The sequence below is a fragment of the Tindallia texcoconensis genome (genome assembly GCF_055383815.1).
Map to the genome: position 1 here is coordinate 1,129,908 of NZ_AP042431.1, position 25,902 is coordinate 1,155,809.

At 43.8% G+C, this 25,902-nt stretch carries 23 protein-coding genes, 1 tRNA gene, 1 other RNA gene and 1 riboswitch; of the genes, 2 read left to right on the plus strand and 23 right to left on the minus strand.

Annotated elements, in window-relative coordinates; genetic code table 11:
- Nucleotides 1-9: 9 nt before the first annotated feature.
- The 13 genes from grdC to ACZ47N_RS05295 form a co-directional block, all read right to left on the minus strand.
- Nucleotides 10-1,548 carry a glycine/sarcosine/betaine reductase complex component C subunit beta gene (gene grdC, locus ACZ47N_RS05235; protein ID WP_464888083.1) on the minus strand — a complete coding sequence of 513 codons (1,539 nt, stop codon included), beginning with the start codon at nucleotides 1,546-1,548 and terminating at the stop codon, nucleotides 10-12.
- A gap of 156 nt (nucleotides 1,549-1,704) precedes the next feature.
- Nucleotides 1,705-2,175, minus strand: coding sequence for a glycine/sarcosine/betaine reductase complex selenoprotein A (gene grdA / locus ACZ47N_RS05240; protein WP_464888084.1), 471 nt, complete (start codon nucleotides 2,173-2,175; stop codon nucleotides 1,705-1,707).
- Between the two features lie 115 nt (nucleotides 2,176-2,290).
- The gene (gene trxA / locus ACZ47N_RS05245; protein ID WP_464888085.1) at nucleotides 2,291-2,608 is read right to left on the minus strand and encodes a thioredoxin TrxA; all 318 of its coding nucleotides are present in this window, start codon (nucleotides 2,606-2,608) and stop codon (nucleotides 2,291-2,293) included.
- Nucleotides 2,609-2,657: 49 nt separating this feature from the next.
- Nucleotides 2,658-3,965, minus strand: a complete 1,308-nt coding sequence (grdB, locus tag ACZ47N_RS05250) for a glycine reductase complex selenoprotein B (protein ID WP_464888086.1) — start codon at nucleotides 3,963-3,965, stop codon at nucleotides 2,658-2,660.
- Nucleotides 3,966-4,048: 83 nt separating this feature from the next.
- Nucleotides 4,049-5,335: a glycine/sarcosine/betaine reductase component B subunit gene (locus tag ACZ47N_RS05255; RefSeq protein WP_464888087.1), complete on the minus strand. Its 1,287-nt coding sequence runs from the start codon at nucleotides 5,333-5,335 to the stop codon at nucleotides 4,049-4,051.
- A gap of 32 nt (nucleotides 5,336-5,367) precedes the next feature.
- On the minus strand, nucleotides 5,368-5,748 hold the full coding sequence (locus ACZ47N_RS05260) for a GrdX family protein (protein ID WP_464888088.1): 381 nt from the start codon (nucleotides 5,746-5,748) through the stop codon (nucleotides 5,368-5,370).
- 168 nt (nucleotides 5,749-5,916) lie between these two features.
- A riboswitch (glycine riboswitch) is annotated at nucleotides 5,917-6,017 on the minus strand.
- A 336-nt stretch (nucleotides 6,018-6,353) separates the two neighbouring features.
- Nucleotides 6,354-6,618, minus strand: an RNA gene (gene ffs / locus ACZ47N_RS05265) — signal recognition particle sRNA large type.
- A gap of 21 nt (nucleotides 6,619-6,639) precedes the next feature.
- Nucleotides 6,640-6,727, minus strand: a tRNA-Ser gene (locus ACZ47N_RS05270).
- 134 nt (nucleotides 6,728-6,861) lie between these two features.
- Nucleotides 6,862-7,617, minus strand: a complete 756-nt coding sequence (locus ACZ47N_RS05275; protein WP_464888089.1) for an acyl-CoA dehydratase activase — start codon at nucleotides 7,615-7,617, stop codon at nucleotides 6,862-6,864.
- Nucleotides 7,618-7,655: 38 nt separating this feature from the next.
- Entirely contained in the window at nucleotides 7,656-7,949 is a 294-nt protein-coding gene (locus ACZ47N_RS05280) for a putative Se/S carrier protein (protein ID WP_464888090.1), read from the minus strand.
- 154 nt (nucleotides 7,950-8,103) lie between these two features.
- Nucleotides 8,104-8,589 (minus strand): tRNA adenosine(34) deaminase TadA, encoded by a 486-nt coding sequence (gene tadA, locus ACZ47N_RS05285; protein ID WP_464888091.1) that lies wholly within the window; start codon nucleotides 8,587-8,589, stop codon nucleotides 8,104-8,106.
- A gap of 45 nt (nucleotides 8,590-8,634) precedes the next feature.
- Nucleotides 8,635-9,291, minus strand: a complete 657-nt coding sequence (locus tag ACZ47N_RS05290) for a TVP38/TMEM64 family protein (protein ID WP_464888092.1) — start codon at nucleotides 9,289-9,291, stop codon at nucleotides 8,635-8,637.
- Between the two features lie 145 nt (nucleotides 9,292-9,436).
- Entirely contained in the window at nucleotides 9,437-11,482 is a 2,046-nt protein-coding gene (locus ACZ47N_RS05295) for a methyl-accepting chemotaxis protein (protein WP_464888093.1), read from the minus strand.
- 403 nt (nucleotides 11,483-11,885) lie between these two features.
- Between ACZ47N_RS05295 and ACZ47N_RS05300 the strand changes: the two genes are divergently transcribed.
- Both ACZ47N_RS05300 and mltG read left to right on the plus strand, forming a co-directional pair.
- Complete coding sequence (locus tag ACZ47N_RS05300) at nucleotides 11,886-13,106, plus strand: hypothetical protein (RefSeq protein WP_464888094.1); 1,221 nt, start codon at nucleotides 11,886-11,888, stop codon at nucleotides 13,104-13,106.
- Between the two features lie 153 nt (nucleotides 13,107-13,259).
- Nucleotides 13,260-14,291, plus strand: coding sequence for an endolytic transglycosylase MltG (gene mltG / locus ACZ47N_RS05305; protein ID WP_464888095.1), 1,032 nt, complete (start codon nucleotides 13,260-13,262; stop codon nucleotides 14,289-14,291).
- Nucleotides 14,292-14,488: 197 nt separating this feature from the next.
- Here the strand turns inward: mltG and ACZ47N_RS05310 are convergent, their stop codons facing one another.
- The 10 genes from ACZ47N_RS05310 to ACZ47N_RS05355 all read right to left on the minus strand — a co-directional run bounded on the left by ACZ47N_RS05310 (nucleotide 14,489) and on the right by ACZ47N_RS05355 (nucleotide 25,899).
- A complete protein-coding gene (locus ACZ47N_RS05310; RefSeq protein ID WP_464888096.1) occupies nucleotides 14,489-15,607 on the minus strand; it encodes an LPXTG cell wall anchor domain-containing protein in 1,119 nt (372 codons plus the stop codon).
- A gap of 99 nt (nucleotides 15,608-15,706) precedes the next feature.
- Nucleotides 15,707-17,482 (minus strand): protein kinase domain-containing protein, encoded by a 1,776-nt coding sequence (locus tag ACZ47N_RS05315; protein ID WP_464888416.1) that lies wholly within the window; start codon nucleotides 17,480-17,482, stop codon nucleotides 15,707-15,709.
- A gap of 19 nt (nucleotides 17,483-17,501) precedes the next feature.
- On the minus strand, nucleotides 17,502-18,998 hold the full coding sequence (locus ACZ47N_RS05320; RefSeq protein WP_464888097.1) for an Ig-like domain-containing protein: 1,497 nt from the start codon (nucleotides 18,996-18,998) through the stop codon (nucleotides 17,502-17,504).
- A gap of 36 nt (nucleotides 18,999-19,034) precedes the next feature.
- Complete coding sequence (locus tag ACZ47N_RS05325) at nucleotides 19,035-20,627, minus strand: protein kinase domain-containing protein (protein ID WP_464888098.1); 1,593 nt, start codon at nucleotides 20,625-20,627, stop codon at nucleotides 19,035-19,037.
- Nucleotides 20,628-20,660: 33 nt separating this feature from the next.
- The gene (locus tag ACZ47N_RS05330) at nucleotides 20,661-21,227 is read right to left on the minus strand and encodes an FHA domain-containing protein (protein ID WP_464888099.1); all 567 of its coding nucleotides are present in this window, start codon (nucleotides 21,225-21,227) and stop codon (nucleotides 20,661-20,663) included.
- A 12-nt stretch (nucleotides 21,228-21,239) separates the two neighbouring features.
- Nucleotides 21,240-21,968 carry a PP2C family protein-serine/threonine phosphatase gene (locus tag ACZ47N_RS05335; protein WP_464888100.1) on the minus strand — a complete coding sequence of 243 codons (729 nt, stop codon included), beginning with the start codon at nucleotides 21,966-21,968 and terminating at the stop codon, nucleotides 21,240-21,242.
- A 10-nt stretch (nucleotides 21,969-21,978) separates the two neighbouring features.
- The gene (locus ACZ47N_RS05340) at nucleotides 21,979-23,484 is read right to left on the minus strand and encodes a trypsin-like peptidase domain-containing protein (protein ID WP_464888101.1); all 1,506 of its coding nucleotides are present in this window, start codon (nucleotides 23,482-23,484) and stop codon (nucleotides 21,979-21,981) included.
- A 25-nt stretch (nucleotides 23,485-23,509) separates the two neighbouring features.
- Nucleotides 23,510-24,292, minus strand: coding sequence for a PP2C family protein-serine/threonine phosphatase (locus tag ACZ47N_RS05345; RefSeq protein WP_464888102.1), 783 nt, complete (start codon nucleotides 24,290-24,292; stop codon nucleotides 23,510-23,512).
- Nucleotides 24,293-24,299: 7 nt separating this feature from the next.
- Nucleotides 24,300-24,950, minus strand: coding sequence for a sortase (locus ACZ47N_RS05350; RefSeq protein WP_464888103.1), 651 nt, complete (start codon nucleotides 24,948-24,950; stop codon nucleotides 24,300-24,302).
- Nucleotides 24,951-25,140: 190 nt separating this feature from the next.
- Entirely contained in the window at nucleotides 25,141-25,899 is a 759-nt protein-coding gene (locus ACZ47N_RS05355; protein WP_464888104.1) for a 4Fe-4S binding protein, read from the minus strand.
- Nucleotides 25,900-25,902: the final 3 nt, after the last annotated feature.

Consider the following 25,902-nt stretch of genomic DNA (forward strand, 5'->3'; position numbering starts at 1 on the left):
GTAGCCCTCCTATTCCTTCATTAATTGATTGGCAACGTCTTTCATGGCTTCCAGAATCATTTCTTTTATTTCTTCTCTGGATACGCTTTCTCCAGGAGTTGCCACAGTACCTGTGTTTTTCTCTAAAATAACGGATACTCCGTCAAAAAGGTTGGTCATTCGCCCAAGGAACAGGCTTCCTTTTCCAACGATCATGGCTTTATTAAGGGATCCTGATGTCAAATCTTGCTGTGCAAACCCTAGGTAGGGAATACCGGAAGGAATATGGCCTTGGGTAGGTGCCCAACCTGGCATTCCGTGTTTGGTCACAAAGTTCGGTAGTTCTTTTCGTTCTATTTCGCCTCGTTTAACTCCTAGGGCTCCAATCATTTTATAGTTGGCTTCTGGAACATCACCAGCTCCCGCAGGTTTGGTGACGTCTGGATTTTGCATTTCTACGGAATATTTATCGATATCTGTGATTTGCAGTCCACCTTTTTCCAGAGGGGTCGTGATCAGACTTGTGATAACAGCCTGTGGAGATGAACCGGTACCAACGGTGTGGCGTCCGATCAGGTCTGTTCGAATAATGGGGTTGATCCCATCATTGGCGGTTACCAAAAAGGCAAAGGCTCCTAATACATCTTCCAGTAATGGCATTTCTTTTTTCATATGGTCTTTGCCATTCATCCCCAGTTTAGCTGTAGCACCACCAGCTACAACGACTACATTTTCGTAGACCCCTGCTTTCACTAGAGCTGCAGCTTCAATCAAAGCGTGGGTAGGCGCCGCACAAAAACCTCGAACATCGGATCCTGTAGCATTAACGGCTCCTACGGATTCTGCAATGGCTTTGGCAAAGTTACCGCCGCCTCGCTGGTTCATATCGCCGCAAGCTTCTTCGGAGCATTCGATCACATAATCGATGCTGTTCACATCTATCTCTGCTTTATCAATCAAGTGTTTCATTGCCAGCATCCCAGATGCTTTTGATACTAAGTTTTCGAAAATGATATGGGCTGTTAGGCTTAAGTCTACATCGTGAGCTCTTTTTACGCAGCCGATCAGTTCTCCTTCATGATACATCGGATCTGCATGGTATTTATCAATGTAAGTCTGAATATCGCTTAGGGTTTCGCCTTTTCCCATTTTTTCCGTATCCGCAGCAAAGAGAGGATGGGCTTGGAGTTTTGTCTTTGCTTGTTGCCAAAAGTTTTCTTCTAGGCTGACAAGGTCAAAAACATCGGCAATTTTCATTAAGCCGTAGAACTCATCCTGTGGCATGATTTCGCCTAAGGGGCCTTGTCTATCTGCATTTTCTACTGGATTTTCATACCATGGTTTGGCAATATCTCGCAGTTTTTCTGGGTGCAGGGCGCCAATATAGGTTTGGTTTGGTGCATAGGCTACGGCTTCTTGAAAAGGTCTCGTATGCTTGGTTAATGCTTTTAAGTATTCTGAATCTGGATGTGCTGCCCTCTCTAGACTTTGGGTCGTTCCATGCCAATGCATGATGTCTGGTGTATATACCAGGGCGTATCCGGTTCCTTTTATCACTGGAAAATCCAATTAACACACCTCCATAATAGTGGTCAGGGTTTAAAATAAGGGTGATGCAACATCCATCACCCTTATCATTTAGCTAAAAGCAACTTGTGGTTTGCTGGTTCAGCACTTTGTCTTCTACTTTCCAACTTTCCACTATCAGCTTTTCCAACTTTTTCCTTAGTATTTACAGAACTGCTCTCGAATACTGCTCATTTCTTCAATAATTTCATCGACGTCTAGTACCATTTCCATCATGCCGATTTGCTCTTCATATACTTCTTCCTTGACAGCTTCTTTAAATTCTGGTTCAACTGCGTGGTATACTTTGAGTCCTAACTGGACTCCTGCTAATGGACCTGCAAAAGTAGGATCCCCATTGGTTACGGTTTCGGCGGCCAGTCCGGCAGATTCTGCCTCTGCTCCTCCAAGGAGAATTAACATATTCTCCGCTCCGTGTTTTTCCGTCAGGGTATTCACTCGATTTTGATTTTCTAGGTCCATTGCACCTGCAGCCGTTCAGACGAAGCATTCTGTGGAAGAGAATACTACTTCTGCTCCGGTACCCTGCAGGCATTCTTCCATTGCCGGTGCCGGAATACCATCTCGGTCGCCAATGATAATGACTTTTTTGCCATCCAAGATACTCATTTAGAACCATCCTTTCTTTTTTTATTTTTTTGTGTTTTCATCTTATTTATGAGATATCCAGAAGCATGGAAAGGCCATCCTTCTGGATAACTTCTACGCCTTATGGTGGATCTGTTTATGCATGATCCGTTATCATTTTTTCGATATTGGCTTTTGTCGCATCATCTTTGGTTACTTCTGCTGCTTTTTCTCCATCTTTGTATAGAATAATGGTGGGCAGTCCCAATACTTTTTGGGAGATAGCCAAACGACGGGCGCCTGTTATGTTTAACTTAGTGAATTTCACTTTGTCTCCATAGGCTTCTGCCAAGGCTTCAATATCTGGAAGCAATGCTTTGCATGGTTCGCATCCATCGCTCCAATAGTCTACTAATACAAATCCTTTTGCATCTAACACTTCTTCTTGAAATGTGTTCTTATCTAGTTCTAGCATTGTGACCCCTCCTGTTTTCATTCTCTTCAATAGATTGTTTGTTAGGACTTTATTCTATAACGGTTTGGGTTTCAATATGCATTTTCAAGGAGTTCATTGCTTTTTCTACTAATCGACGTCTCAGCATTTTCTCTTCCTTCGGCTCCAGAACTGGATTTCCAAATGGATGAGGAATGGCTACTGCTGGGATAATTCGATTAGCTCCTACGGTCATAGAAATAGGTACTACCGTGCATACATGAACCACTGGAATTCCAAAACGTTCAATTTCTTTAACCATCGTTGCACCGCAACGTGTACAAGTACCTCATGTGGAGGTAAGCAAGACCGCATCTACCCCTGCTTGCTTTAGTTCTTTTCCAATAGAGATTCCAAAGGCTTTTGAATTTCCTACGGAGGTTCCGTTGCCCACAGTACTATAGAAATATTCAAAGATACTTCCAATAACCCCTTCTCGCTCCATGTCTCTCAGTACATCTAGGGGCAGTACTCGATCTGGATCTTCATTGGCATATATTGGGTCATAGCCACCATGAGCGGTTTCATACATTTCTTCCGTTAAATCCTCTACTCCTTCGATGGAATATTTTCCAAATTTAGAAGCACTGGAGGATTCTACTCGATCTGGGTTTTGTTTTGGCACTATACCACCAGAAGTAACCATGGCTATCTTGAGATGACTAAGGTCTTCCAACGGATCCGCTGGTGGTACTCGGTCAAATTCTGGCATGGCATATTCGGTTTGGTACTCTTTGCCGCCTAGCTTGGCAATCATCATGTTTACGGCTCGGCGGGAACCTCTTTCTTCCATAAAGACATTTTTCCGAATGCCTCTCGGAATATATCCTTCTTCTTCTGGCTTACCAATTTCTTCGCCATTAAGCATTTTCTTCGCCATTTTCACCATGGCTGGCACTGCCTTACGCATGGCAGCAGCGGAATTGCCGGTTTCAATGATATAGATTCCCTTTCGGAACAAATCTGCCCCTGGGTTTTCTACGTACATTCCTGTTAATACTGGAATGTTTAATTCTTCCTGCACCATCCAAGCCACCGTAGCGCAAGCAACTCCATAGCGTCCCGCATTAAAGGCCGGTCCTGCTATAAATAGGTCTGCTTCGTAGGGTTTGATCATTTCAAGGATTTTTTGTTTTGATGTTTCAGGATTTTCGTTGAAGTAGGAATCGCCGCAAATAATGGTGGCTACAATTTCTGCTTCCTCTCCAAAAGCTGAATTGAAGGCCATTCCAGGGCCCACTACGCCTTCTCTTAACTCTGGTGGTATATCTGCTTTTTCTTCGCCACCAATACCGGCAAAGAACTGATTCACATAATGAATAATTCGCTTTTTGGCCATCGATACCATCCTTTCTTTGTATACCCTTTATCATTAAAAATAACGTTTATCTACCTATTTTTTGACTATCTGTGTCTTTGTTTTTAATAGGCTACTGCTGACAGATGGCCGAATCCAGTTTCGTTGGTGGCACCTGTAATCGCTTGTAGCTCTACTTCTATGGATCCATCTTCTCGAAGACTTCCGGAAAAACCGCCGGCAATAGAATCAATGTAGGCTGTTGTTCCAATCAGTCGGTTCATATCTGGAAGAAGGATGGTTTCGTTGGCGTTTCCGTTGGTGACAACGGCATTTGCTTTTGGATCTGCATCTGCCAAGGACTGGGATGCGCCATCTCTGCCGGCATATTCGTCTGTCACAATTACGGTTTTAATTCCTTTTTCTTCGATTTTTCGGCAATTCATAATTAAGTCTGTATCTGGATTTCCAAAGCCTTCCTGTGTCACAATGGCTCCGTCTAAGCCCATAAATTCGCAAAGCTTTGCTGTCCAGTTAGAGGATCGTTCTTTGTCTGCCAGGGTAACGTTTTCGTTGGTGATGATGACTCCCAGAAAGTTAATGGTCTTTCCATGTTCTTCGTATAAATCTTCAATAACCGGATTGTTGAGATGAATATAGGTAGGGTTCTTATCGCAGGCAGAAACGCAGTTTCCACTAACAATAGCGCCGTCCATGATTTCTGTTGGATACATGACAGTTGGAACCAATTTCTTAGCATCTACGCCATATACGTAAGTGTCATGAAGCAATCCTTGGGTTTGAAGCATATACACATATCCTACCCGTGGAAGGTCTGGATATAATTCGGCTGCTTCTCTTGGTGCAAGGGTTTCGTATACCTTCACTTCATCTGGCTCTACTTCTTTGATGGCTTGTCCCAAAAATGCGGCTGCTTTTAGTCCCACGGTTCTTAAAGCGGCTTCGTGGTCGTGGGCTTTGATGCCTGGTTTCGGCTCTGCTGTAATGACGACATTATGGGTCTTGGAGAAGGGGGTATAGTCGGCGCCTGGACCGGACATATCGATAATTCCCTCCTGAAAACCAACTACTTTTCCTGCGGTTACCACTGCTACGTTTTTCATGGCATGGGTTCTACCATTTCCTACGGTGTGTACTTTGCCCAACATGCCTGGGAAAATCTCCCCATGTCCTTTTACCTTTACCCGTGGTTCAATCACATCTTTTACGGGTGTAATACGCACAGATTCTCCTGGATGGGCTAAATCTACTCGGATTTTCCATAGGTGCTCATCGCCTCCAATGGCTTCCAGCAGCTCTCTGTGATCCACAACCAACACGTGTCCGTCCACATGGGTTTTTTCCCCAAACTGAACGTCTTCAATAAACACTTTTCCTACTTCGAGTTTCATACATTTCGCTCCTTTCTTTTCTTTTATCGTTTTTAATGTTCCTCTATAACAGACTTGATTAAGTCCAAATCCACTAATTGAAGGTCTGGCAAATCTTCTTCTCTGTACGTTCGCAGAGAATGAAGTTTTCCATCTTTGCCTTTAAAGGATGCTAGCAATGCAAATGCCTGCTCTAAGGTTTGAAGGGACGGCATGTGCAAGGTGGTTTTTTCGTCGGAAATCACCACTGTACGGTAAGGCGTCTCATAGGGCTTAACGCTGCCCGCTAAGGGATGGGTAAGCATTTGATGTCCTTCATGAACTCGATTTCGTACCTCTAACAGTACGTCCTCGTAATCCCCTTCTACCCAAAACAAGGGCTTTCCCTGCTCTTCCAGATAATGTTTTACCATTGGATTATTTGTTGTTACCATGCCACCACCGCCTAGGTAAAAGAATGTTTAGGCCGATTTCCTTGGTCGCAAAAAAGAGCAAACAGGAAATTCATCCTATTTGCTCTGTATTGGGACCTGAGAGTTTCTCCCTGTTAATGAAATCATTAACAGGACTTGCTCCTTCGGTGCTTTCGCTTTCCAGAGGTCTGTCAACACACGGTCTTTTTGCCTGAGAAATTCACTAAGGATCTTAGCCATTAGCTTTTACCTTCGGCGGCTCATTTCGAGCTCTCTCCCGCATGCGTCATCCAGTGTTCGTATGAAATTTTGTCGATGCACTATATTGATATCGATCTCTGCAATAATTATATAACGTTTTCCTATAAAAGGCAATCCTTTTTTTGATAAAAAATTAACATGGAAAAGAACGCTGGATCTATTGTAATTCAGCCCTCTGCGATTTCCTTGGTTAGTTGGAAAGGAAAAACAAAGTCAAAGTCACAAAATAATCCACACGTTAAATGCGCATGCTATTTCCTTAGCCACAAAAAAGACAAGTGTATTATCACTTGTCTTTTACGATCATTTTTTTTGGTTTTGGTCTTTTTTATTACGCTTACTCTTTTAACTGTAATTAATAAAAGCTGTGCACCCCGATTCGACAATGCTTCATAGCCGGTACCCGAACAGTTAGCTCAAATCAGGCTGGCCCGCAGCACACAAAAGGGATCACTTACCGCTGCTTCCTTCCGGACCTGACGGGGTTCATGAGCTTTCGTTGAGCGGGACCCAATCGTCATAACCACTTATCCGAGTCTGCACCACAAATACAATGCCTCCACGGGGAATTCAACCCTGCTATAGCGGTTTGCAGGTTATAGGGCACCGCTACCTCCCCATCTAGCACAGCAACCTTTATGACAAATTTAATGGCGGAGAGAGCGGGACTCGAACCCGCGGGGCCGTTAAGCCTTACACGCTTTCCAGGCGTGCCCCTTAGCCACTCGGTCACCTCTCCTTGATTATCCACAAACAGATCTTTTAAACAGATCCTCTATTAGGCTTCCTTTGATGAATAGCCGCACAATCTATTATAAAGAAAACTCTTGTCTTTGGCAAGGCTTTTTTGTAAATTGATTGTATTCACTCCTTTTACCCTAAAAGCGCAGCCCCAATGGCTCCTGTATACTGAGCCATGGAAGACACTTCTATGGCTTTTCCCAGGTTTTCTTCAAGCTTCTGTTGTAGGTATCTATTCCTCGCCAAGCCTCCTGAGAAAAATATGGATTCCTCCACGCCTATTCTCATTGCCTGGGTAGAAATTCGACCAGCCGTAGACGATAGCAGTCCGGAGGCAATGCTTTCCTTAGAAGCCCCACCCGCCAACATTCCGATGATTTCTGATTCAGCAAAAACCGTACACATACTATTTATTTGAGCTGGTTTATCCTGCAATGCCATTTTTTCTAGATCCTTAACATCGACTTCTAAACGGGTAGCCATTACCTGTAAAAACTGCCCTGTACCAGCTGCACATTTATCGTTCATAATAAAATCCACTACATTTCCAGCATCGTCCATCCGAATTACTTTGCTGTCTTGCCCTCCAATATCAATGACGGTTCTGGATGTAGGACTAAGGTAAAAAGCACCTTTGGCATGGCATGTGATTTCTGTTATTTTTCGAGTAGCAAAGGACAAGGTTTTACGTCCGTAACCAGTGGTCACCACCGAACTAATTTCCTGTTCCGAAAACCCTTGCTTCTCTTTTAATTGTTGGATGAGGGCCTCTCCGGTTTCTTTTGGGCTCCAGCCAGTAGGTAACCGATGGTATGCGATAATGTCTTGTCCTTGCAGTACCACTGCTTTTGTAACCGTTGAACCAATATCTATTCCAATACGAACCACAATGATCCTCCTAAGCTACATCCAAGTAGTTTCTTTGTTTATTCTTCTCCTGCCACTAGAAGTTTCCATTTCTTGCCATTTTTCGGGGCTTTCTCTGGTAAGTATACGCCGGCCCAAAGAATTCTTTTTTCCTTCAGTTTCTGCATCACCGTTGCTTGGTCAGTCTCCGTGGAGACTGGAAAATGTAGCGAAAGGCCACAACTAGCTGAAATATCCCTTGGGGTAGGAATCATTTCCATGGACCATCCAGCCTCTTTTCCCAAACGTTCTGCCGCTATAGCGTGGTGAGTGGAATGAAAGGCTACGAGCCATTCTTCTTTCACGTTTATCATCCCTTCATCTTCCTATGTATTCTGTCAAGGTTTATGGACATCCTAAGGACGAAACCGCCTATAGAAAGGAAGTCTTCTAAACAGGATTCATTCGATACTTTATCATGGAGCTGCTTTTAATTGAAATAGATTTTTTCTATGGGTATTTGAATTTCTATAGTTTTTTTGAATAGGTCTTTTTCTCTCGAAGCTTCATGAAAAAATTTTTCATTATGCGAGAACACTGATCTTCCAATACCCCTGTAATGATTTCTGCTTGATGGTTCAGTCGTTCATCTTGCAAGGTATTCATCAAAGAACCACAGGCTCCGGCTTTAGGATCCATGGCACCAATCACCACTCTGTCAATTCGACTTTGGAAAATAGCTCCTGCACACATAGGGCAGGGTTCTACGGTTACGTATAGCGTACTTTCTGTCAGCCTCCATCCACCAGCGGTTTGACAAGCCTGTTGGATGGCCAACAGTTCCGCATGGGCCGTTGCCATTTTATCTATCTCTCGCTTATTATGGGCCCTGGCAATGATTTCTCCTTTTCGAACCACTACAGCTCCAATCGGCACCTCTCCTATGGCTTGGGCTTTCTCGGCTTCTTCTAGGGCTAGTCTCATATAGTATTCATCTTTATGTTCTTCTATCATTTAAAAACTCCTTTGCCAAAGGCTTCCAGCACTTTTTCTGGCTTTTTATGATTCTTTCTTTTTCCGCATATATCTTTTGTAGCCATGAGGTGCTATGGCCATCGCCAGTAAGATCCCATAAACCATCAGGGTACTCGGCGATAAATAATTGTCCAGATTTTCTCCTAAATACGTATAGAGAATTCCCTTGGGCAGCATTCCCAGCATGGTTCCCACCATGAATTTTTTAAAGGGAAGGCGAGCCAGTCCGGAAGCTGCTGTGATGGAGTCAAAGGGCATTCCTGGTGTTACTCGGATGGAAAAAATCTTAGGCATAAGGTCTTTTTCTGTTACATTATAAAGCATCCTGATGTATTTATACGGCACCATTCGACGAAAGATCCGATGAAACCGACTGGAAAACAAATAGATAAGGGAGGTGGAGCCAGCCATTCCCCCTAAGGCCCAAAAGCTTCCTTCCAAGGTTCCAAAAGCCAGTCCGCCGGATACAAAGAAAAAGGAAACAGGTATTGCCATTAAGGGTCTAAAAATAGAGAGCGCTAAAAAAACCAGTCGACTCCAGCCTCCATAGGCCAAAATCATTTGCTGAATTTCTTCTACATCGACCCTAAGCAACCAAGCACGGCGGCTTTCTGTCATCATAGCGAACCCTACCATCATAGCAAGGAAGATTGCCAGCAACAAGTATTTTTTTCTTTTCACGCCGGAACGCTCCCTTCTGTTCCTAAAGGAATCCCTTGAAATAACAAATGGACCACAAAAACAATTTGTGACCCAAGAAAAAACTAAGTGTAGTGAAGTAAGAGGCGAAGGAAAGAATCCTTCACCTCTTACTGGATATCAAGGCTTAAACCGTAAACTCTTTCACTCGTTCTTTCATTTCGTCTGCTAGTTTCGAGAGAACTTCACTGGACTTAAAGATGTCATTAACAGACTCTCCTTGAGTGGTCATACTTGCAGCCACTTCCTGGGTGCTGGCAGCATTTTCTTGAGAAATAGCTGCTAGATTATCAATCACAGCGATAATCTCGTTCTTTTTATCCGTCATTTCTTGGCCCGAGGTGTTGATGGCTTCTAAGGATTGTTTCATGTTTTCCAAGGATTTTGCAATGTCCTTGAAGTTGTCTGATGTATGGGTCACACTTTGCATTTGATGATCCATAATCTTTTCTAGATCTTCTACGGTGGTTACTCCTTCGTCGGTTTCTACCTGTAGGGTGTTGATGACCGTAGTAATTTCTTCGCTAAAGGTATTGGATTGTTCTGCAAGTTTTCGAATTTCCTCTGCTACTACGGCAAAGCCTTTACCAGCTTCACCAGCTCGAGCTGCTTCAATGGAAGCGTTTAAAGCCAATAGATTGGTTTGCTCTGCAATGCTTCCAATGTTTTCAATGGCTTGAGTAATGGTATTGGCGCTTTCATTGGTTCGATTAATCAATTTCTTTACCATTTTAGAGGCTTCATCGCTTTTTCTTGCATCTTCTACCAGGTTATCTACGGTTTTAAGGCCATAATCTTTGAGTTCTGATATTTGTTGGATCGAAGTATTAAGTCTTTTCATTTTATCCTCGTTGGAGTCCATTACATCTCCTAAGGCACGAGCATTTTCTGCTCCTTTTTCTGTCTCTTCTGCCTGTTCTGTGGCTCCTTTGGATATTTGTTCTACCGCATCTTCTACTTCTTTAGACGCCGTAAAGGAAACTTTACTAATTTCTTCTAACTCATGGGAAGAGTTTGAAAGTTGCTCTGCTCGCTGAATAATATCTTCTATCATCGATTTATTGCTCTTCTGGGTTAATAATAAGGATGTTGAAATTTCTCCCAGTTCTCCCTTATCTTTTAGGAGTGCTTCATCCATTTCATTGGTAAAGATCCCCTCGCCTAAGCTTTCGACAAAGGTTTTAATCTTGCTTAAGCCTTTTACCGATTTACTGACATTGAAATATAACACTAGGGCAAGAATAATGAAAATAACCACTGCTGTCATTAAGGTAATCCGAATTACTTGTTGAATGGATTCGTTTACTTCTTTCATCGAAAAACCAATATTAATCGCTCCCGTAATGTGACCATCCACTTCAACGGGAACCGCCACGTCAAACACTTCAATTTCCTCTTCTGTATATAAAAAAGTACTGGAGTATCGTTGGTTCTCGTTTATGGTACTAATGGCGGCTTGGTCATCGGAAAGGTCCATGCCTATTCGGTCTTCATCGCTATGGGCAAAGGCTGTAAAGTCATTATCAATAAATAATGCATATTCAATGCCTTCCGTATTGCTAATTTGCGTCACTAAGGTTTGATATTCGGCACTTTCCAATAGTTCATTTACTACGCTGGCCTCTAAGCCTACCTGAAGAATATTGCCGTTTTCCAGCCTAAGATAACCAAATTTAAAGGATTCATCGGTTTCTGTACTTTGGCGAATTTCTTCAAATAAATAGGGTTCATTGCTTGGGATAAACTCCGTTAATACATGATCCTCTGGGAGCTCCAAGCCTTCAAAGCCATCGGTGGCAGAGTAGACAATTGATTGATCTTCAGCACTCCAATAATGAATACGATGAACAGCTAAATCATTGGCTAGTTCTTCGAGCCATGCACTGTTCACTCTTTGCTCTTCTACTGGTAAAGATAACTCTTCTTCGACAACCCGAGCAGTCCCAATAATTTTATCTTCTAACAAAGCATTGATGGTTTCTGTAGCCAGAAAGCCATCATTGGCTCTTGCTATAAAATCGGTAGCTCGGTTAAAGCCTTCTCTCTCCATCTCATTTAAAATTTGATCTCTAACCAAAACAATAGAAATACTCGATAAGACAAAAATTCCTATAAAGATAATCATCAAGGGCAAAATCATCAAGCGAAATTTTAGTTTTGTCAATAGTTTCATGAATGTATCAGCTCCTTTAGTAACCATTAAAAATTCGAGAAGTAAAATCGTTTATTAAACATACCCCAAAACTACCTGTAAAATCACCTCTTTGGAAACTCTCTAAAAATTCCACAAATTCCAACTCTTTGCCTGGGGCAAGTAGTTCCGACACAGGGTTCCATTAATCTTTATAAAGTAAGGAAAAACGCCTATTTTTTATTTTTACGCTGGCTGTCGTGGGCATTTTAAATGATCTGTGTTAGAATGAAGATTACTTACATTAAATTTCTTTCGTCATCCTTGAAGTGCTTTAAAAACCAATAAAAATCCTAAACTTCAGCAAAACAAAAAACTTTTTATATTCTGTCTCGTAGTGAGACATGTATATTGCACCAAAAAATCTAAAAGGAGTGTTGAATGCATGAAAAAAAACCTACTAATTCTGTCGCTGGTGGCAATGATGTTCATAAGCATTATTCCTGTATCAGCAGAAACCACCGCAGGCCAAGACTACTGGAATGAAATGAAGAAGATTTACGAAGAATGGCAAGGCATCGAAAGCCAAATGACCATGGAGATGGAACTTGCCTTTCCTGGTTTAGTAGAAGAAACCGTATCCATTAAAGCTACTGGTATTTCTGACATGGAAGAGTTCGACAGCTATATGCAAATCCATGTGGAAACGAGTGATCCTGAGATGGTGATTCCCACCATCGAACTGTATATCCAAGGCGCCGACATTTATTTGAATCAGGAATTCGTCTTGTTCCTGGCTGATATGACTGGCATGGGTGAATCTGTCACGATTGAAGAAGACTTTGTTATGCTGCAGGATAACCAGACAGATTTTCAGTTGGATTCTGGTTTCTTGGTTCAGATTCTTGAATTTATGGAAGGAATGAACTTGGATTTCGAATTGGATATGACCTTCGAAGACGAGACCTACCATTTATCCATGGATGCTGATGACATGATTGATTTATTAAGTGCTTATATCGTCTATGCTCTCACCAATATGGAGGATATGGCCATGATGATGGGCATGCCTTCAGAGGATTTGGAGCTAAGCGACGAAGAACTTGCTGAACTCATGGCCATGTATGAAGTCTATGTTGCGCCCATGCTAGAAGAAGCTCGAACCGCTATTGCCGGCAGTACTTATGAGCAAAGCACCGTATTTGAAGATGATTCTTATCACGAAGTTGCTACCCTTTTACTCAAGACCCCTGACGGAAATATGAACCTAACCATGGAAAGCAGTGCCCTTAAACTGGAAACCCCTGAGATTTCCTTACCAACCTCTGTTAAGGTGGTAACCGAAGAAGACCTTGCCATGCTAATGCTTGGGGGCATGGAAACCACTGTTACCAATGAAACCTCTGTTGTTGCTGTGTTCGAAGTAGATGCTGACCTAGTGTATCACTTTGATCACTATGACGTTTCCGAGCATGAAGCCAATATGACCATTTCTACGGATGGACGTTCTTCTATTCCCACCAGCTTAGCCAGTGAATTATTCCAACTGGACACAGTGCCTGATGAAGAAACAATGGCTATTAAATCCTTAGAAGATTATGGATACACCATTGAATGGGACGAAACTTCCAGAGTGATTATGGTATCCCTTGAAACGATTTACTAACGTAGGTCTCTCTCCTACCAAAGAGCCATTTCTGATTTTTCTCAGAAGTGGCTCTTTTTTTCCTCTGCAAGGATGCATTCATCCTATGATCATGGTAAACTATATTTATTCGATTTACTGATTCTTAAATTCTCTTTGGAAGGATTGTCTCCTATGAAAAAAGGTTGTTTGATTGTTGTTGCACTTTTGTTTGTCTTGATTGCTGGTGCCACCCTTGGTGCTTTCTTGTTTGCTCCCTCTCTATTGACAAAAACCCTTCATGAAGAACCGATTGTTCTAACCATCGAAGATGGGGACAGCTTGCATCGAGTTTCTGAAAACCTAAAAGACCATGGGGTAATTCGCAGCGCTATGTGGTTTCGAAAAGAAGCCCAAGCTGCTGGAGCGGATCGAAATATCCGTCCTGGTGAATATGAAATTCAGCCTGGCAGTAGTTTTGAAGAAATTTTTACGCTTATCCAAACCGGACAGCAACGGGAGCAAATACGCATTACCTTTCCAGAAGGCTATACCCTCTATCAGATGGGAAGTCGCTTAGAAGAAAATGGATTAACCACACGAGAAGCCTTTTTAGAAGCCACTCATGGGTATTTTCAAAATGCCGACCTTGATTTTGATTCATCCTCCTTGTATTTCCCTATGGAAGGCTATTTATTTCCCGATACGTATTTTTTTGAAGCAGATCAGACGGCAGGTCAAATCGTCTCTATCATGGCCAATCAAATGGAAAAAGTGCTGGACGATTACCAAGAACAGGCCAAACAAGCAGGCCTTAGTATCCACGAGCTCCTTACGATTGCCTCTTTGGTAGAAAAAGAAGCCTTTGGTGATGAGGAGCGGGATACCATTGCAGGTGTTATTTATAACCGGCTAGAAATTGATATGTTGTTGCAATTTTGTTCTTCAGTTTTGTACGGACTAGACGAAGGGAAAGAACTGGCCAACCGTCTGTTGTACCGAGATTTGGAAGAAAAGCATCCTTTTAATACCTATCAATTTAAAGGTTTGCCTCCTGGCCCTATTGCCAATCCGGGCCGAGCTTCTATCCAATCCGCTTTACAACCAGAAAGCCACGATTATCTCTATTTCGTGGTTGGCAACGGTGGCCATAATTTTAGCAGGGATTATCAGGACCACACCCAGAATGTTGAGGCTTACCGAAGTCAGAGGACTTTAGACCAATAGTGCTCAAACTCATCAAAGATCAAAGAAGCCTCACGTCTAATAAAAAAGACGCTTCGCGTCTTGTTCGTTGGAAAGTTGGTTAGTTGGAAAGGAAAAGCAAAGTCAAAATCACAAAATAATCCACAAGTTAAATGCGCATGCTATTTCCTTAGCCACAAAAAAGCAACTCCTCTTTATCAAGGAGTTGCTGAGATTACCTATTTCTTTTTCTTGGAGGTTACCAGTAAACCGCCAGCTCCCATCAGGCTCATGGCTAAGATCATGCCCATGTTTACAGCGGTTCCACCATCGGTTTGAGGCAAGGCTACCGGTGCTTCCGGCGTGGTTTCTGCTTGCTCTACTGGCATTGGTGCTGGCTCTGGCTCTGGAGCTGGAGCCGGTTCTGGAGCTGGAGCCGGTTCTGGGGCTGGGGCTGGAGTAGGTGCAGGTGCTGCATCCGCCACTGCTACAGGTGCTGAAAAGAGACCAAAGAGACTAAAATCTTCCACCTCTGCCCAAATCTGTCCACCTACGATACGAGAAGGTAGCTTATCCCAAACTCCGGTTCCTTCATTAAATCGATACATGGCCATGGTTTCCATATCTACTTCTTCATCTACCTCTGGCAAATCCAATTTAATGGTGGCCTGAACTCCTGCTAATTCTTCACTTCTTTCGATCTGAAGGAAGGCTCCCAAACTATTTAAATCTTCTGGAATTTCCTTTTCTGTTGCTGCCATTCGATCCAGTTGAACGGTTCCAACTCCACCATCAGGAAGAATAAGTTCTAGTTCTACGCCTACGTTAGAAAAATCTACGACTCCAGGAACGTTAGCCTCTAACTCAACGGCCCGCTCATTGGCTGCAAGCTCCACTACTGGCTCTGGTTCTGGCTCTGGTTCTGGTTCTGGCTCTGGTTCTGGCTCTGGGGCTGGGGCTGGAGCGGCTTCAATAAAGAAGGTGCCACTGTCCATCGCTTCCCCATCCACGACTAAGGTTAAATCATATTCTCCGGACTCCCATCCTCTTGTATCAATCAGGAGCTGATCTGCATAAACCACTGCACCATTTTCTGCGATCATATCGGTTCTAAGGGTTTCTACTCGCTGTCCATGCAAATCATACTGAACTTCCAAGGTACTGGTTAATCCATCCGGTATATCATCCGGATACCCAATGTTGAATCTAGCTGTCCCATTATCAAAAACACCTTCCAATTGAACATAAATCAAATAGTCTTTTACAGTTGAAGCAAATACCGATGGACTTAGGGCCATGGTCATCAACACTAATAATGCTAATGTCACCACAAGAACTCTTTTTCCATTTCTTTTCATCTCGCTGCCTCCTTTTTCATTTAAAATAAATGTACGCTGCTATTCATTCTACGGTTTCTACCCGACACATCCCTCCTCTCTATGTCTTTTTTAAAACGACTACTCCTGAAACTCATTATTCACCCATTGGCCTTGTCTTGCCTGACCATTTGCATAGGTTAAAACGCCATAACCATGTTGAAAACCGTCTCGCCACTGGCCTTCATATCGATCTCCATTGGCCCAGGTGTAACTTCCCTGACCATGGCGCATATCTTCTTTATATTCTCCGGTATACTCGGCTCCATTGGGCCATACTTCTGTTCCGGTGCCATTTCTTCGGTTGTTGACCCATTCACCAGCATATCGAACCTTATTGGCGGACACATATACGCCGTATCCTTCCCGATTCCCATCCACCCATTCACCGTCATACAGATCGCCATCGGCACCGTTGAGAACCCCCTGACCATGGGGAAGTCCATTATGCCACTGTCCTTCATACACTTCGCCATCCGGACCTTCCCATCTCCCAAAGCCCTCCGGCAAATCATTATGGTATTCACCGGTGTACTGGCCGTTCTGGTATTCAAAGCTTCCTTCTTCCAACTGATCTGGTATGGTCTCTGGCTGGGTATCTGCTTGAATTTCCTCTGGTTCCAGATTTTCTGCCATGGCTTCTCCAGTCTCCACCGTACTCTCTGGTCCCCCTGCAACAGCACTTCCGAGATCATTATTTCCTCGGCTCATGGCAAACCCCACAATCACTACTACTATCATGGCCGCACCCGCCATGACTAAATAAAATGGTTTCACTGGCGAGGATTTCTTTGCAACAGGCGATCCTTCTCCAGGATGCGGCGGAGCTGGTTGTGCTGATCTTTCGGAGGTTGCAGAAGGTTTCGACGAATGCAGGGCTACGGGTACATCTGAAAGCAGAGCCTGCTGAAATTCCTCTACGGATTGAAAACGGTCTCCGGCTCTGACAGCCATGGCTTTTAAAATGGCACTTTCCAGAGCTGGAGATATTTCCACACCCAACTGGGATGGTGGTGTCAGGGTGTCCTGGTCTAATCGATCTAAGGATTCTGGTGGCATTTGGGCACAAAGCACCCTATAGATCATGGCTCCCACGGCATAAATATCTGTCCAGGGGCCTTGCACTCCTTTGCTTCGATATTGCTCCTCTGGTGTGTATCCAGGCTTTAACACAATGGAAAGACTTCTTCCTTTTTCTCCAATTGCTTGCCGGGCTGCACCAAAATCTATGAGAATCACTTGGCCTTTACTGGTGATAAACACATTATCTGGACTGATATCTCGATGCAAAATCCCCACTTGATGCACTTCTTTCAGAGCATCCAACACAGGCATCACAATTCCAATGGTTTTTTCTACCGGAAGTGCGTTCCCCTCACCTTGAACATATTCCTTTAAGGTGACGCCTTGGATGTAGCTCATCACAATATACGCGGTGCCGTTGGCTTTAAAAAAATCACGAACGGATACAATATTGGGATGGCCTTCAAATTGTGCCAGTGTCTGGGCTTCCAATAAGAATTTTTCTAGTCCATACTCATATTGATGGCTAAGGCCAGAAGTATACACGGATACTTGGCTATCACCCAAGGCTCGACTAGCTAAATCCTGGGGCATGTATTCTTTAATGGCCAATTTAAGGCGTAAATTCACGTCCCATCCCAAATAGGTAACGCCAAATCCACCTTGCCCTAAGGCTTTTCCAACCAGGTATTTATCGTTCAGTATAGCCCCTGGCTGCAAATGCATATGGGATTCATTTCCTGTCCCATGAACCCATCCGCATACCGGACAAGCTTCCTCTTCGGTTTTTTTCGCCATACACCCCAGGCATACATCAATGTCCGGCATATCCATCACCTTCCGTCTCTCTTGATTAAAATTCAACTTCAAACAATTCGGTTTTCACTGCCATATAAAATCGAGTTCCGCTAGAGATTGCCATTTTCTGATCATGAGGTAATCGTTGGTCTGTATCGGCCAAATAGGTTCCGTTGGCGGATACATCTGTTATCCAGCAATCTCCTTTTTCCGAATCAAACTCAATTTTTACATGCTTGCGACTTATATCTTCTCGATGGGAGGGGTATACAAGATGTGACAAGGATGCATCCCTGCCAATAATCAACAGGTTTTCTGCTAATTCTATGCCTTGGCCTTCAAATTCACCAGCCAAACCCCATACCACTGCTCTTCCTGGAATTTTTTCTTCCTCTGTTTCTGCTTGTTCTAAATCCACGGCGGTAACTATTTCCTGCTTTTTCATTTCACCAGATGAGTTTTTCCGAAATATCATTACCAGTACCACTAACAGGATTACCAATGCGGCCCCTATAAAGAAGGGGGTTTTAGACCTTACCCCACCATTTTTTTCGGATTCGCTTTCTGCTATGGCCGCCGGTTCTGTTGGTTCGCTTTGTTCTGTGGCTGGATCTTGATCCGTCGGTTCCTCTTCCTTTAGGCCAATCATAGGCATTTCTTCTGGAGCATGAGCACCATCTACCAATACCAGTAGGTGATCAAAGATCATTTGATCTTGATGAGAACGAAGAATGATTCTGGCCGCACCTTCCCCATGGGCTTCTACTTTGCCATTTTCGTCCACAGTTGCAACAGATGGTTCTGTAGACTCGTACCAAACATCCTGATTGGTAGCGTCTGCAGGTACTATTTCAAATTGAGTCTGAAGTGTATCTCCAGAATTCATTTCCATGATTTCATCTTGGAACACAACGGCTTCCACCAACACAATCACATGGATATCTACTGCGGCACTTTGGTTTCGATCTTGGGTTTCTACCCATACCCGTGTCCTTCCTGCTTCCATGGCTTCTATGGTTACCTCATTCCACGACCCAAAGTTTCCTGCACCAGCCTCCTGTATTTGTATGGTCTCTGGATCATCACTGCCCCACCGAAGATGGTGATTAGTGGCATCCGATGGTTGGATCCTTGCGGACAGAGAAGTCCTTTCCCCCCGAACTAGTTCCAGTTCTGTATGAGACAGACTAACCCCTGTCACTGGAACCACTACTTGAATACGAGCCGTTGCACTATGTCCTTGAGGGGTTTGAACCGTAAGAGTTGTACTCCCTGGAGCAAGGGCTTTCACCGTGGCCTGTAAAGGGTTCTCCACAGATGGATTTACCGTAGCAATGTGGCCATGCTCCACCGACCACTGGATGCCATCCGCCGTTGCCTCTTCTGGTGTTAAGGTAGCTGTCAAAGAAAGTACTGCTCCTCTATTCATGGTGGTACTCGAGGGGGTCAGGGAAATGGCTGTAGCTGAAATTTGTCCCCATCCTTCCAAGGCCATCAGTAACACCATCAGATATACCAGCACAGCCAATCCAGTTAATTTTCCATTTTTCATAAGCATCATCCCTCCGTCCTCTTTCCATGGGTATCCTTATCCGCTTACTAAGTAAATGAGGACAATCACTGTTACCATTGCAATCACAAGACCGCCTAAAATCATTAATCGCCTGGAAGCGGTATTGGTGTTTTCTAAAAATGCAGCCTGCTGTCCAACAGGACGGGGGCTTGCTGAGGAAGGAGCAGGTTGAAGGGTATGCAATACTTCGCCTCTCTCGGATAGTAAGTGTTTCCCATTAAAATAAAACATCGCTCTGCTTATTTTAATATAAGCCCCTTCTTTTAGTAGCGTTGCCTCTTTCACTGGACGCCCATCTACAAAGCTTCCATGGGTACTGCCCAGGTCCTGAAGATACCATTGTCCATTTTCCTGGGTCAGCCGAGCATGATGCCGAGAAATACTTTCTTCTTGTATGACAATATCATTGTCAGCAGATCTTCCTATGTTGATCACGGTGCTATTTTTTTCTCCCCGATAAATAGGTGGTTGGACTGGCTCGTAGGGTACCCCAGCAGACTGATCCGCCACGGTTGTCTGGTGAGACGACACCGGGGCTGGTGGTGGCACTGGGGATGATGGCACTGGTGATGGTGCTGGTGGCCTTTCTGGCATATAAGGCCTCTCGGCTTCCACCACCGTGGTTTCAGAAGCAGCTCTGGGGGCATCGCTCAACAGGGCGTTTTGAAAGTCTGCTATTCCTTGAAACCGATTTTCTACTTGAACCGCTAAGGCGGTTTCTAGGGCTTGCCGTTGTAGAGGGCTTGTCTCTTGATACATCCAATCTGGCCAAGGTACTGCTTCATAATCCATTCGATCTAGGGCATCCGGCAGCATTTGTCCCGTAATGGCTTGATAAAAAGTAGCTGCTGCTGCATAAATATCTGTCCATGGACCTTGATTTCCACTTTGGCGATATTGCTCTGGTGGGGCATAGCCGGGCTTTAAAATAATGGAATAATTTCGTTTCTGTTGCGTCATGGCGTGTCGAGCTGCCCCAAAATCTAAGATCATTACCCTCGCACCTAAACTAATAAAAATATTGTCTGGGCTGATATCTCGGTGCAAGAGTCCCGCTTCATGTACTGCATTTAAGGCATCTAGCACCGGCATCATGATGGGGAGTGCTTCATGAAAAGCCAGGGGCTGACCTTTTTCTTTCAAATAATCATTGAGGGCAATTCCTTGAATATAGTTCATGACCAAATAAGCGGTTTGATGTTCTTTAAAAAAGTCCTGTACGGAAACAATATTGGGATGTTCTTCGAATTTCGCCAAGGTGCGGCCTTCTTCTAAAAACTTTTCCATTCCGTAATCATATTGTTCTTCCATTTCCATATCGTGAACCATCAGGTCATGGGTATCATAATCTCTTCTCACTAAGTCCCTGGGGAAAAACTCCTTAATCGCCAGCTTTCGATCTAGGTATATGTCCCGAGCCAGATAGGTGATGCCAAAGCCACCTTGTCCTAAAGCCCGGCCTAGGACATATTTCCCATTGAGGATGGTGCCTGGAGGAAGGTGCATATGGGAGGAAGCCTCTGTTCCCTCTTCCCATTGGCAATGGGGACATTTCTCTATACTGCCCTTTTCCTCCATACAGCCCATACATAAATCTTTGGCTTCCATTCATCATCACCTTCTTCCCTTAAATCCTCTCATCTACTCTTCCTGTTTCTTTTCTTTTTTCCAAGTGAATCCTTCTCCACAAAAGGGTACAAACAATAGTTTTGTTTCCCCCAGTTCAATGACATCATAGGGATTTAGCACTGCTGGCATCACCAGTTCTTCATCGTTAATATAGACCAAGCCTCTTCCATCTCCTGGATACAGGCGAAACTTATGATCCTTCGGATTATAACTGACAATAGTATGGTTTTCCCGAGAAACCGTTTCATCACCTTCAATACAAATATCCATGTCTGGACTTCGGCCTACAAAATTCTTTTCTGCCACAATTCGATAATCCCGACCTTTATCTCCGCCTTCGATACAAACAAACCATCCCACCACAGGATCAATGCCCATTTTTTTATGAAAAACCCCCATGGTCCGCCCCTCTTCTGCAGGCCTCCCTGGAGAAGCTTGTTTCCTAGCGGATGGCGTAGATCTTTTTGCCATGGTTTTTTGAATATCGATGTCCAGGCTTTGCACACCACAATAGGGACAACTGCTATGATTGCCAGCATCGTAATAATGTCCGTTATCGCATCGTGTTAGTTTACTCATCTTAATCGCCTCCTATATTCCCATTAGCCCTATGGCTGAATAATTGTCATGCTGTTGGGGTGCTCTTTCTAGCAATCGCATTTCCATAGCCTTCAGCCATGCTTCCGCATCATGACTTTGCTTAAGATCTGATTCCATTTCTTTTTCCACCACATACTCCCAGAATCCATCGGTGCACAGTAGAAACCCATCCTTTGGTTTGATGTTCATAGGTTTCTCCAAAATCCGCCACTTCATGGAATCGCCACCATCCATAACAGCTGTCAATCTGTTTCGGTCTTCATGATTTCGTATTTCAGAAGCTTGAATTTCACCAATATCCGCTAACTTTTGTGGCAGGCTGTGATCTTTTGTGCAGGATATCACCCGATGGTTCCGAAAGTGATAGAGCCTGGAGTCTCCAATATGGCCCCATATGGATTGGCTTCTATTACCCACCCAAATCACCATAGTGGTTTTCATACTCGCCAGTTTCGAATCTTTTGCTTGGCCTGCGGCCAAACTGCGGTTCGCCTCTATAAAATAGGCGTGTAAGGCTTCTGCTGAACATTCTGGTTTGTCTCCAAAGGCTTCCAGTACCTGTTGAACTGCGGTTCGGGAGGCTTCTTGGCCTCCCCGATGACCTCCCAGTCCATCTGCCAACACTGCACAGAGCCACCCATCCTTAAGGAAACACCCACCATAATCTTCGTTGTATTTTCTTCCACCAGCTTTGGTTATCGTAGCACGTGAAATCTCCATTTTATTCACCTTACTCCTTTAAAACCAGTTCAAATACTTCCTTAGGATCCGCTAAATAGAATCGGTCTCCAGGTTTTAAATAATAGGGTTTCCCTGAATCTAGTTTTTCATTAGAAGATAAGAAAGTCCCGTTAGAAGAGGAATCTTCCAAAATAAATTGTCTGGTTTTATCATCAAATCGCACGGTTACATGCTTACGGCTAATCTCTTCCATGGATTGAGGATACACTAGATGGGCCATCCTTGGATCTCTTCCTATAATAAGCTGTCCCTCTACAAATTCAACAGACTGACCAGAAAAATGACCAGAAGTTCCTTTCATGCCTGGACCAGAACTAACCGGCGTCTGCTTTGGCTTGGCTCGAGTAACTGGCGCCGTCTGTGGATCCATTCTTGGCTGTGTCACCCCACTTGCTGCTGGTGGTGGTGGCATGTTGGGAATTTGCTGTGGAGGCGGCTGATGAGGCAGTGGAGGGGAAGAGCCTGACATTGGTACTCCTGCAGCCTGTGGCACTGGCTTGCTACGGCCTTTCATGGCGATGACAATGCCTCCTAGCACAACCAATAGGCCAATTCCTATGCCACCAGCTAGCATCATATTCATGCCAGATTCTTCTTCTGGCGGTTGTGTCGTTGCCGTTGCTTCTGGTTGCACAGGTGTAGCTCCTTCTTGTGCGCTGGTGTCACCTGGGCCTTCAATACCGCCAACACCTACTGGACTCTCTTCTTCCTCTGGTTCGCTTATGGGTGCTGGTGTGGCATCTGTTGCACTTAGGTAGTTAATGCCACGACGCATTAAAAATTCTGTTAAATAGTCTACCTGTACTGCAATATTAGAGCCTTGGGCATCGGTGAAGCCCCAGGAGTTGATCCCAACGACTTCTCCCTGTTCATTGACTAGAGGCCCCCCAGAGTTCCCTTGATTAACGGCTGCATCTGTCTGATAACTACCGATGCCACCTGGTGTGGCAATATTGCTGACAATGCCTCTTGTTACGACTACATCCGTATAATACCCCGTAGGAAAGGCGGTTGCCGTTGACCAGGGGAATCCCAATGCCCATACATCATCGCCTACAGACATCTGCCCTCTGTCGCTGAACACCAGGGGTTCATATCCAAAGAGTTGATGATTTGGATCTACTCGAAGTACGGCAATATCGCTGGTAGGCAACTGATGAAAAATCGTTGCAGGTACCAGATCATCGGCTGAAATCCATATTTTGATTTCGATTCGATTCACTTCTGGCAACCCATCGTTTCTTCTCATCAAGTTAATGGCCTCAATATTCACCACATGCCATGCTGTGGCAATATACTGAAAAGGTTCTCCATCTCCTACCACAAATCCACTTCCCCATGCCAACTCCATGTTGGTTGCTGGGTCCCACACGGTTACCACTACAACGCTTTTGGTTGCTTCAGAAACAGGGTTGGCATATACAGGCATGGCCAATACGCTGATGATTAATAGAACCGTCAAACACAACTTCACTTTTTTATGCCACTTTTTCATTTCTACTCACTCCTTTTTTTTAGGATCATCCCTTGGATTGTATGCTTAAGACAATAACGGTTATATTATCCAAATGCTTTTTATTTTTATTGAGGGCTTGTCGTACCAATTCTTCTGCTGGATTTTCCTTTTCTGTTTCCAGCACTTTCTGTATGTCTGCTATGGTAAGTACGTTGTCTAGTCCATCGCTGCATAAAAGCAGTTGATCCCCTCCTTCCAAGGATAATGCAGCTTGACTCTGATCCAATTCAGGTATTTCTGGCAGTCCTAGGTAGGAGGTTAAGTAATCATGTTCTGGATGGTTTTCCGCCTCCTTTTGTGTCATTTTCCCATTCACCACTTCTTCCTGCAATTCATTGCCATAAATATGATCTTTATTCAGTAGCACCAGTTTGCCCTGATGATAGTGATAAAGATGACTGTCTCCTGCTGTTACCCAGTATAGTTCCTTGTTGCTGATTAAAGCAGCTACCAAAGTAGTCCCCAGTTCTACTTCTTCTCCATCCATATATGCTTTATCAAATACAGATGTGTTGGCGATTTTAGCCGTTCTTTGCAAGAAGCCCAGGGCTGGCTCTTCTGGTTTTCTGTGTTGGTATTCTTTTAAAAAGCTATTCACCGCCGTATGGCTAGCCGTACGGCCCAAGGCCATCCCTCCCATGCCATCGGCCAAAACCGCTAAAAATCCACCAGCTTCTGGTGTCCCCTCCATTGTAAGACCCGCCATACCAAAGGCATCTTCCTGTGCTTTTCGAGTTCCCTGATGCTGTGCATTATAGGGTTGTATTCTAAATGCTTCTACTTCCATAAGCTATTCACTCCTTTTTAGGCATGATCTCTTCTAGATAGGCTCTGGCAATTAAACGATGTGTCCCTGGATGGTCTTTTGGTTCGCAGGTCTGTAGCGTAAGGGCTGGTCGTTCTGTAGAGTCAATCACACTCCAGTCATAAGGATCTACGATTTTTAGCCAAGCCATTTCATATACATAGGTCATGGTGGATGTCTCCAAGATAATCTGATCTCCTGGCTTTAATTGGTCCAAATCTCTAAAATAAGCATACTCCCCTCTTCGATGAGCCGCAAAAGCCGTATTTCCTCTCAGGGTTCCAGGCAAATCACTCATTTCAAAATGAACTGGAGCCATCCGTAGTAGTTCTTCATCAAACACTCCACCATTGATGACTTCCATGCCAAAATCCAGTACTGGTATTTTTAGGAACATTGGTTCCCATGTGGTCATTTCTATGGTCGGAAATTTTGTTTCCAAGGGATCTTCTACGGGATTTTCTACGGTATCTTCTTGGGAATCGGCTAGGTGAATTTCTCCAGACATGGTCACCACTCCAGTTTCCACGGAGGGAGGCCTACTATATAAAAAAAGAATTCCTCCCATGATCAACAACAAGATCCCTATTTTCTTTTTTAGAGCATGACCTTCTATTGGTTTCTTGTATGGAAACTTCATAAAAGAACCTCCGCATCCTTATCATCATAATGAGACTTTTCTTACTGTTTTAAAAGTATCATGATCCCCTCCTTTCTAACACACACAAAAAGGATAGGTTCCAATGTTTTAGGCATAAAAATACCTACCCAAAATGGGTAGGTATTCTAGTTTTTGTTGCTATTTCAAGGTTTTATTAAATTTCGAATTTTCATGCAGAAAAATCTGCAGATTGGTTTTCATCCACCTTTGGTTTTTCCATCGAAAGTATTTTAACGGGGCAATTGGCGACGCAGGTCTGACATTTGATGCAATTTATGTCTTGAAACTGACCCTGTGGATTCCAATTTTTCTGAGGAGCCAATTGCATAGGACATACTTTTTCACATTTTCCACACTGAACACATTTGGATTCATCCGAAATGGTTACCAAGGTATCTGTCTTTTGATGAATGGATGCCACTTTTTTACTAAGGCCATATACCATCTTTTGCATAGTTCCCATAGGGCAAAACTGACACCAGATTCGCGGAGTCCCAAAAACCGCTGCCAGACTTCCAGTAATCATCACGACCAAATAGGTCACCACAAATACAAATCCTAAACGATCTAAAAAATCATAGCTTCCCCAAGCCTGGGTTGCTCCTATTATTCGCCGGCCAAAGTTAACCATAAAGAAGGCAAAGAAGGCAAGGATAAAGGCTTTTGACTTAAGGGCTTCTGGAATTTTTTTATTTCGACTTAAGGGCATCAGCACCACATCAAAAAGGCTTCCATGGGGGCATACATTGCCACACCAATATCGGCCTTTAAAGAATGATGTAGCCATAAGACCTACCATAATGAGGATTACCAACAATCCCAACTTAGGTTCCCATAAACCACCAATGGCCACTAGCAAGGTAAATAACCATGCATACTTTCTCAAATGACTAAAGGCTCTGTTTGTTTTTAAGTACTTGACACTCATCTT

Excerpts from the sequence above, each read along its gene's own strand:
- trxA (WP_464888085.1), bottom strand. The coding sequence starts at position 2,608 with ATGCTAGAACTAGATAAGAACACATTTCAAGAAGAAGTGTTAGATGCA.
- ACZ47N_RS05255 (WP_464888087.1), bottom strand. The coding sequence starts at position 5,335 with ATGAAACTCGAAGTAGGAAAAGTGTTTATTGAAGACGTTCAGTTTGGG.
- ACZ47N_RS05260 (WP_464888088.1), bottom strand. The coding sequence starts at position 5,748 with ATGGTAACAACAAATAATCCAATGGTAAAACATTATCTGGAAGAGCAG.
- ACZ47N_RS05280 (WP_464888090.1), bottom strand. The coding sequence starts at position 7,949 with ATGATAAACGTGAAAGAAGAATGGCTCGTAGCCTTTCATTCCACTCAC.
- tadA (WP_464888091.1), bottom strand. The coding sequence starts at position 8,589 with ATGATAGAAGAACATAAAGATGAATACTATATGAGACTAGCCCTAGAA.
- ACZ47N_RS05295 (WP_464888093.1), bottom strand. The coding sequence starts at position 11,482 with ATGAAACTATTGACAAAACTAAAATTTCGCTTGATGATTTTGCCCTTG.
- ACZ47N_RS05300 (WP_464888094.1), top strand. The coding sequence starts at position 11,886 with ATGAAAAAAAACCTACTAATTCTGTCGCTGGTGGCAATGATGTTCATA.
- mltG (WP_464888095.1), top strand. The coding sequence starts at position 13,260 with ATGAAAAAAGGTTGTTTGATTGTTGTTGCACTTTTGTTTGTCTTGATT.
- ACZ47N_RS05310 (WP_464888096.1), bottom strand. The coding sequence starts at position 15,607 with ATGAAAAGAAATGGAAAAAGAGTTCTTGTGGTGACATTAGCATTATTA.
- ACZ47N_RS05315 (WP_464888416.1), bottom strand. The coding sequence starts at position 17,482 with ATGGATATGCCGGACATTGATGTATGCCTGGGGTGTATGGCGAAAAAA.
- ACZ47N_RS05320 (WP_464888097.1), bottom strand. The coding sequence starts at position 18,998 with ATGAAAAATGGAAAATTAACTGGATTGGCTGTGCTGGTATATCTGATG.
- ACZ47N_RS05325 (WP_464888098.1), bottom strand. The coding sequence starts at position 20,627 with ATGGAAGCCAAAGATTTATGTATGGGCTGTATGGAGGAAAAGGGCAGT.
- ACZ47N_RS05330 (WP_464888099.1), bottom strand. The coding sequence starts at position 21,227 with ATGAGTAAACTAACACGATGCGATAACGGACATTATTACGATGCTGGC.
- ACZ47N_RS05335 (WP_464888100.1), bottom strand. The coding sequence starts at position 21,968 with ATGGAGATTTCACGTGCTACGATAACCAAAGCTGGTGGAAGAAAATAC.
- ACZ47N_RS05340 (WP_464888101.1), bottom strand. The coding sequence starts at position 23,484 with ATGAAAAAGTGGCATAAAAAAGTGAAGTTGTGTTTGACGGTTCTATTA.
- ACZ47N_RS05345 (WP_464888102.1), bottom strand. The coding sequence starts at position 24,292 with ATGGAAGTAGAAGCATTTAGAATACAACCCTATAATGCACAGCATCAG.
- ACZ47N_RS05350 (WP_464888103.1), bottom strand. The coding sequence starts at position 24,950 with ATGAAGTTTCCATACAAGAAACCAATAGAAGGTCATGCTCTAAAAAAG.
- ACZ47N_RS05355 (WP_464888104.1), bottom strand. The coding sequence starts at position 25,899 with ATGAGTGTCAAGTACTTAAAAACAAACAGAGCCTTTAGTCATTTGAGA.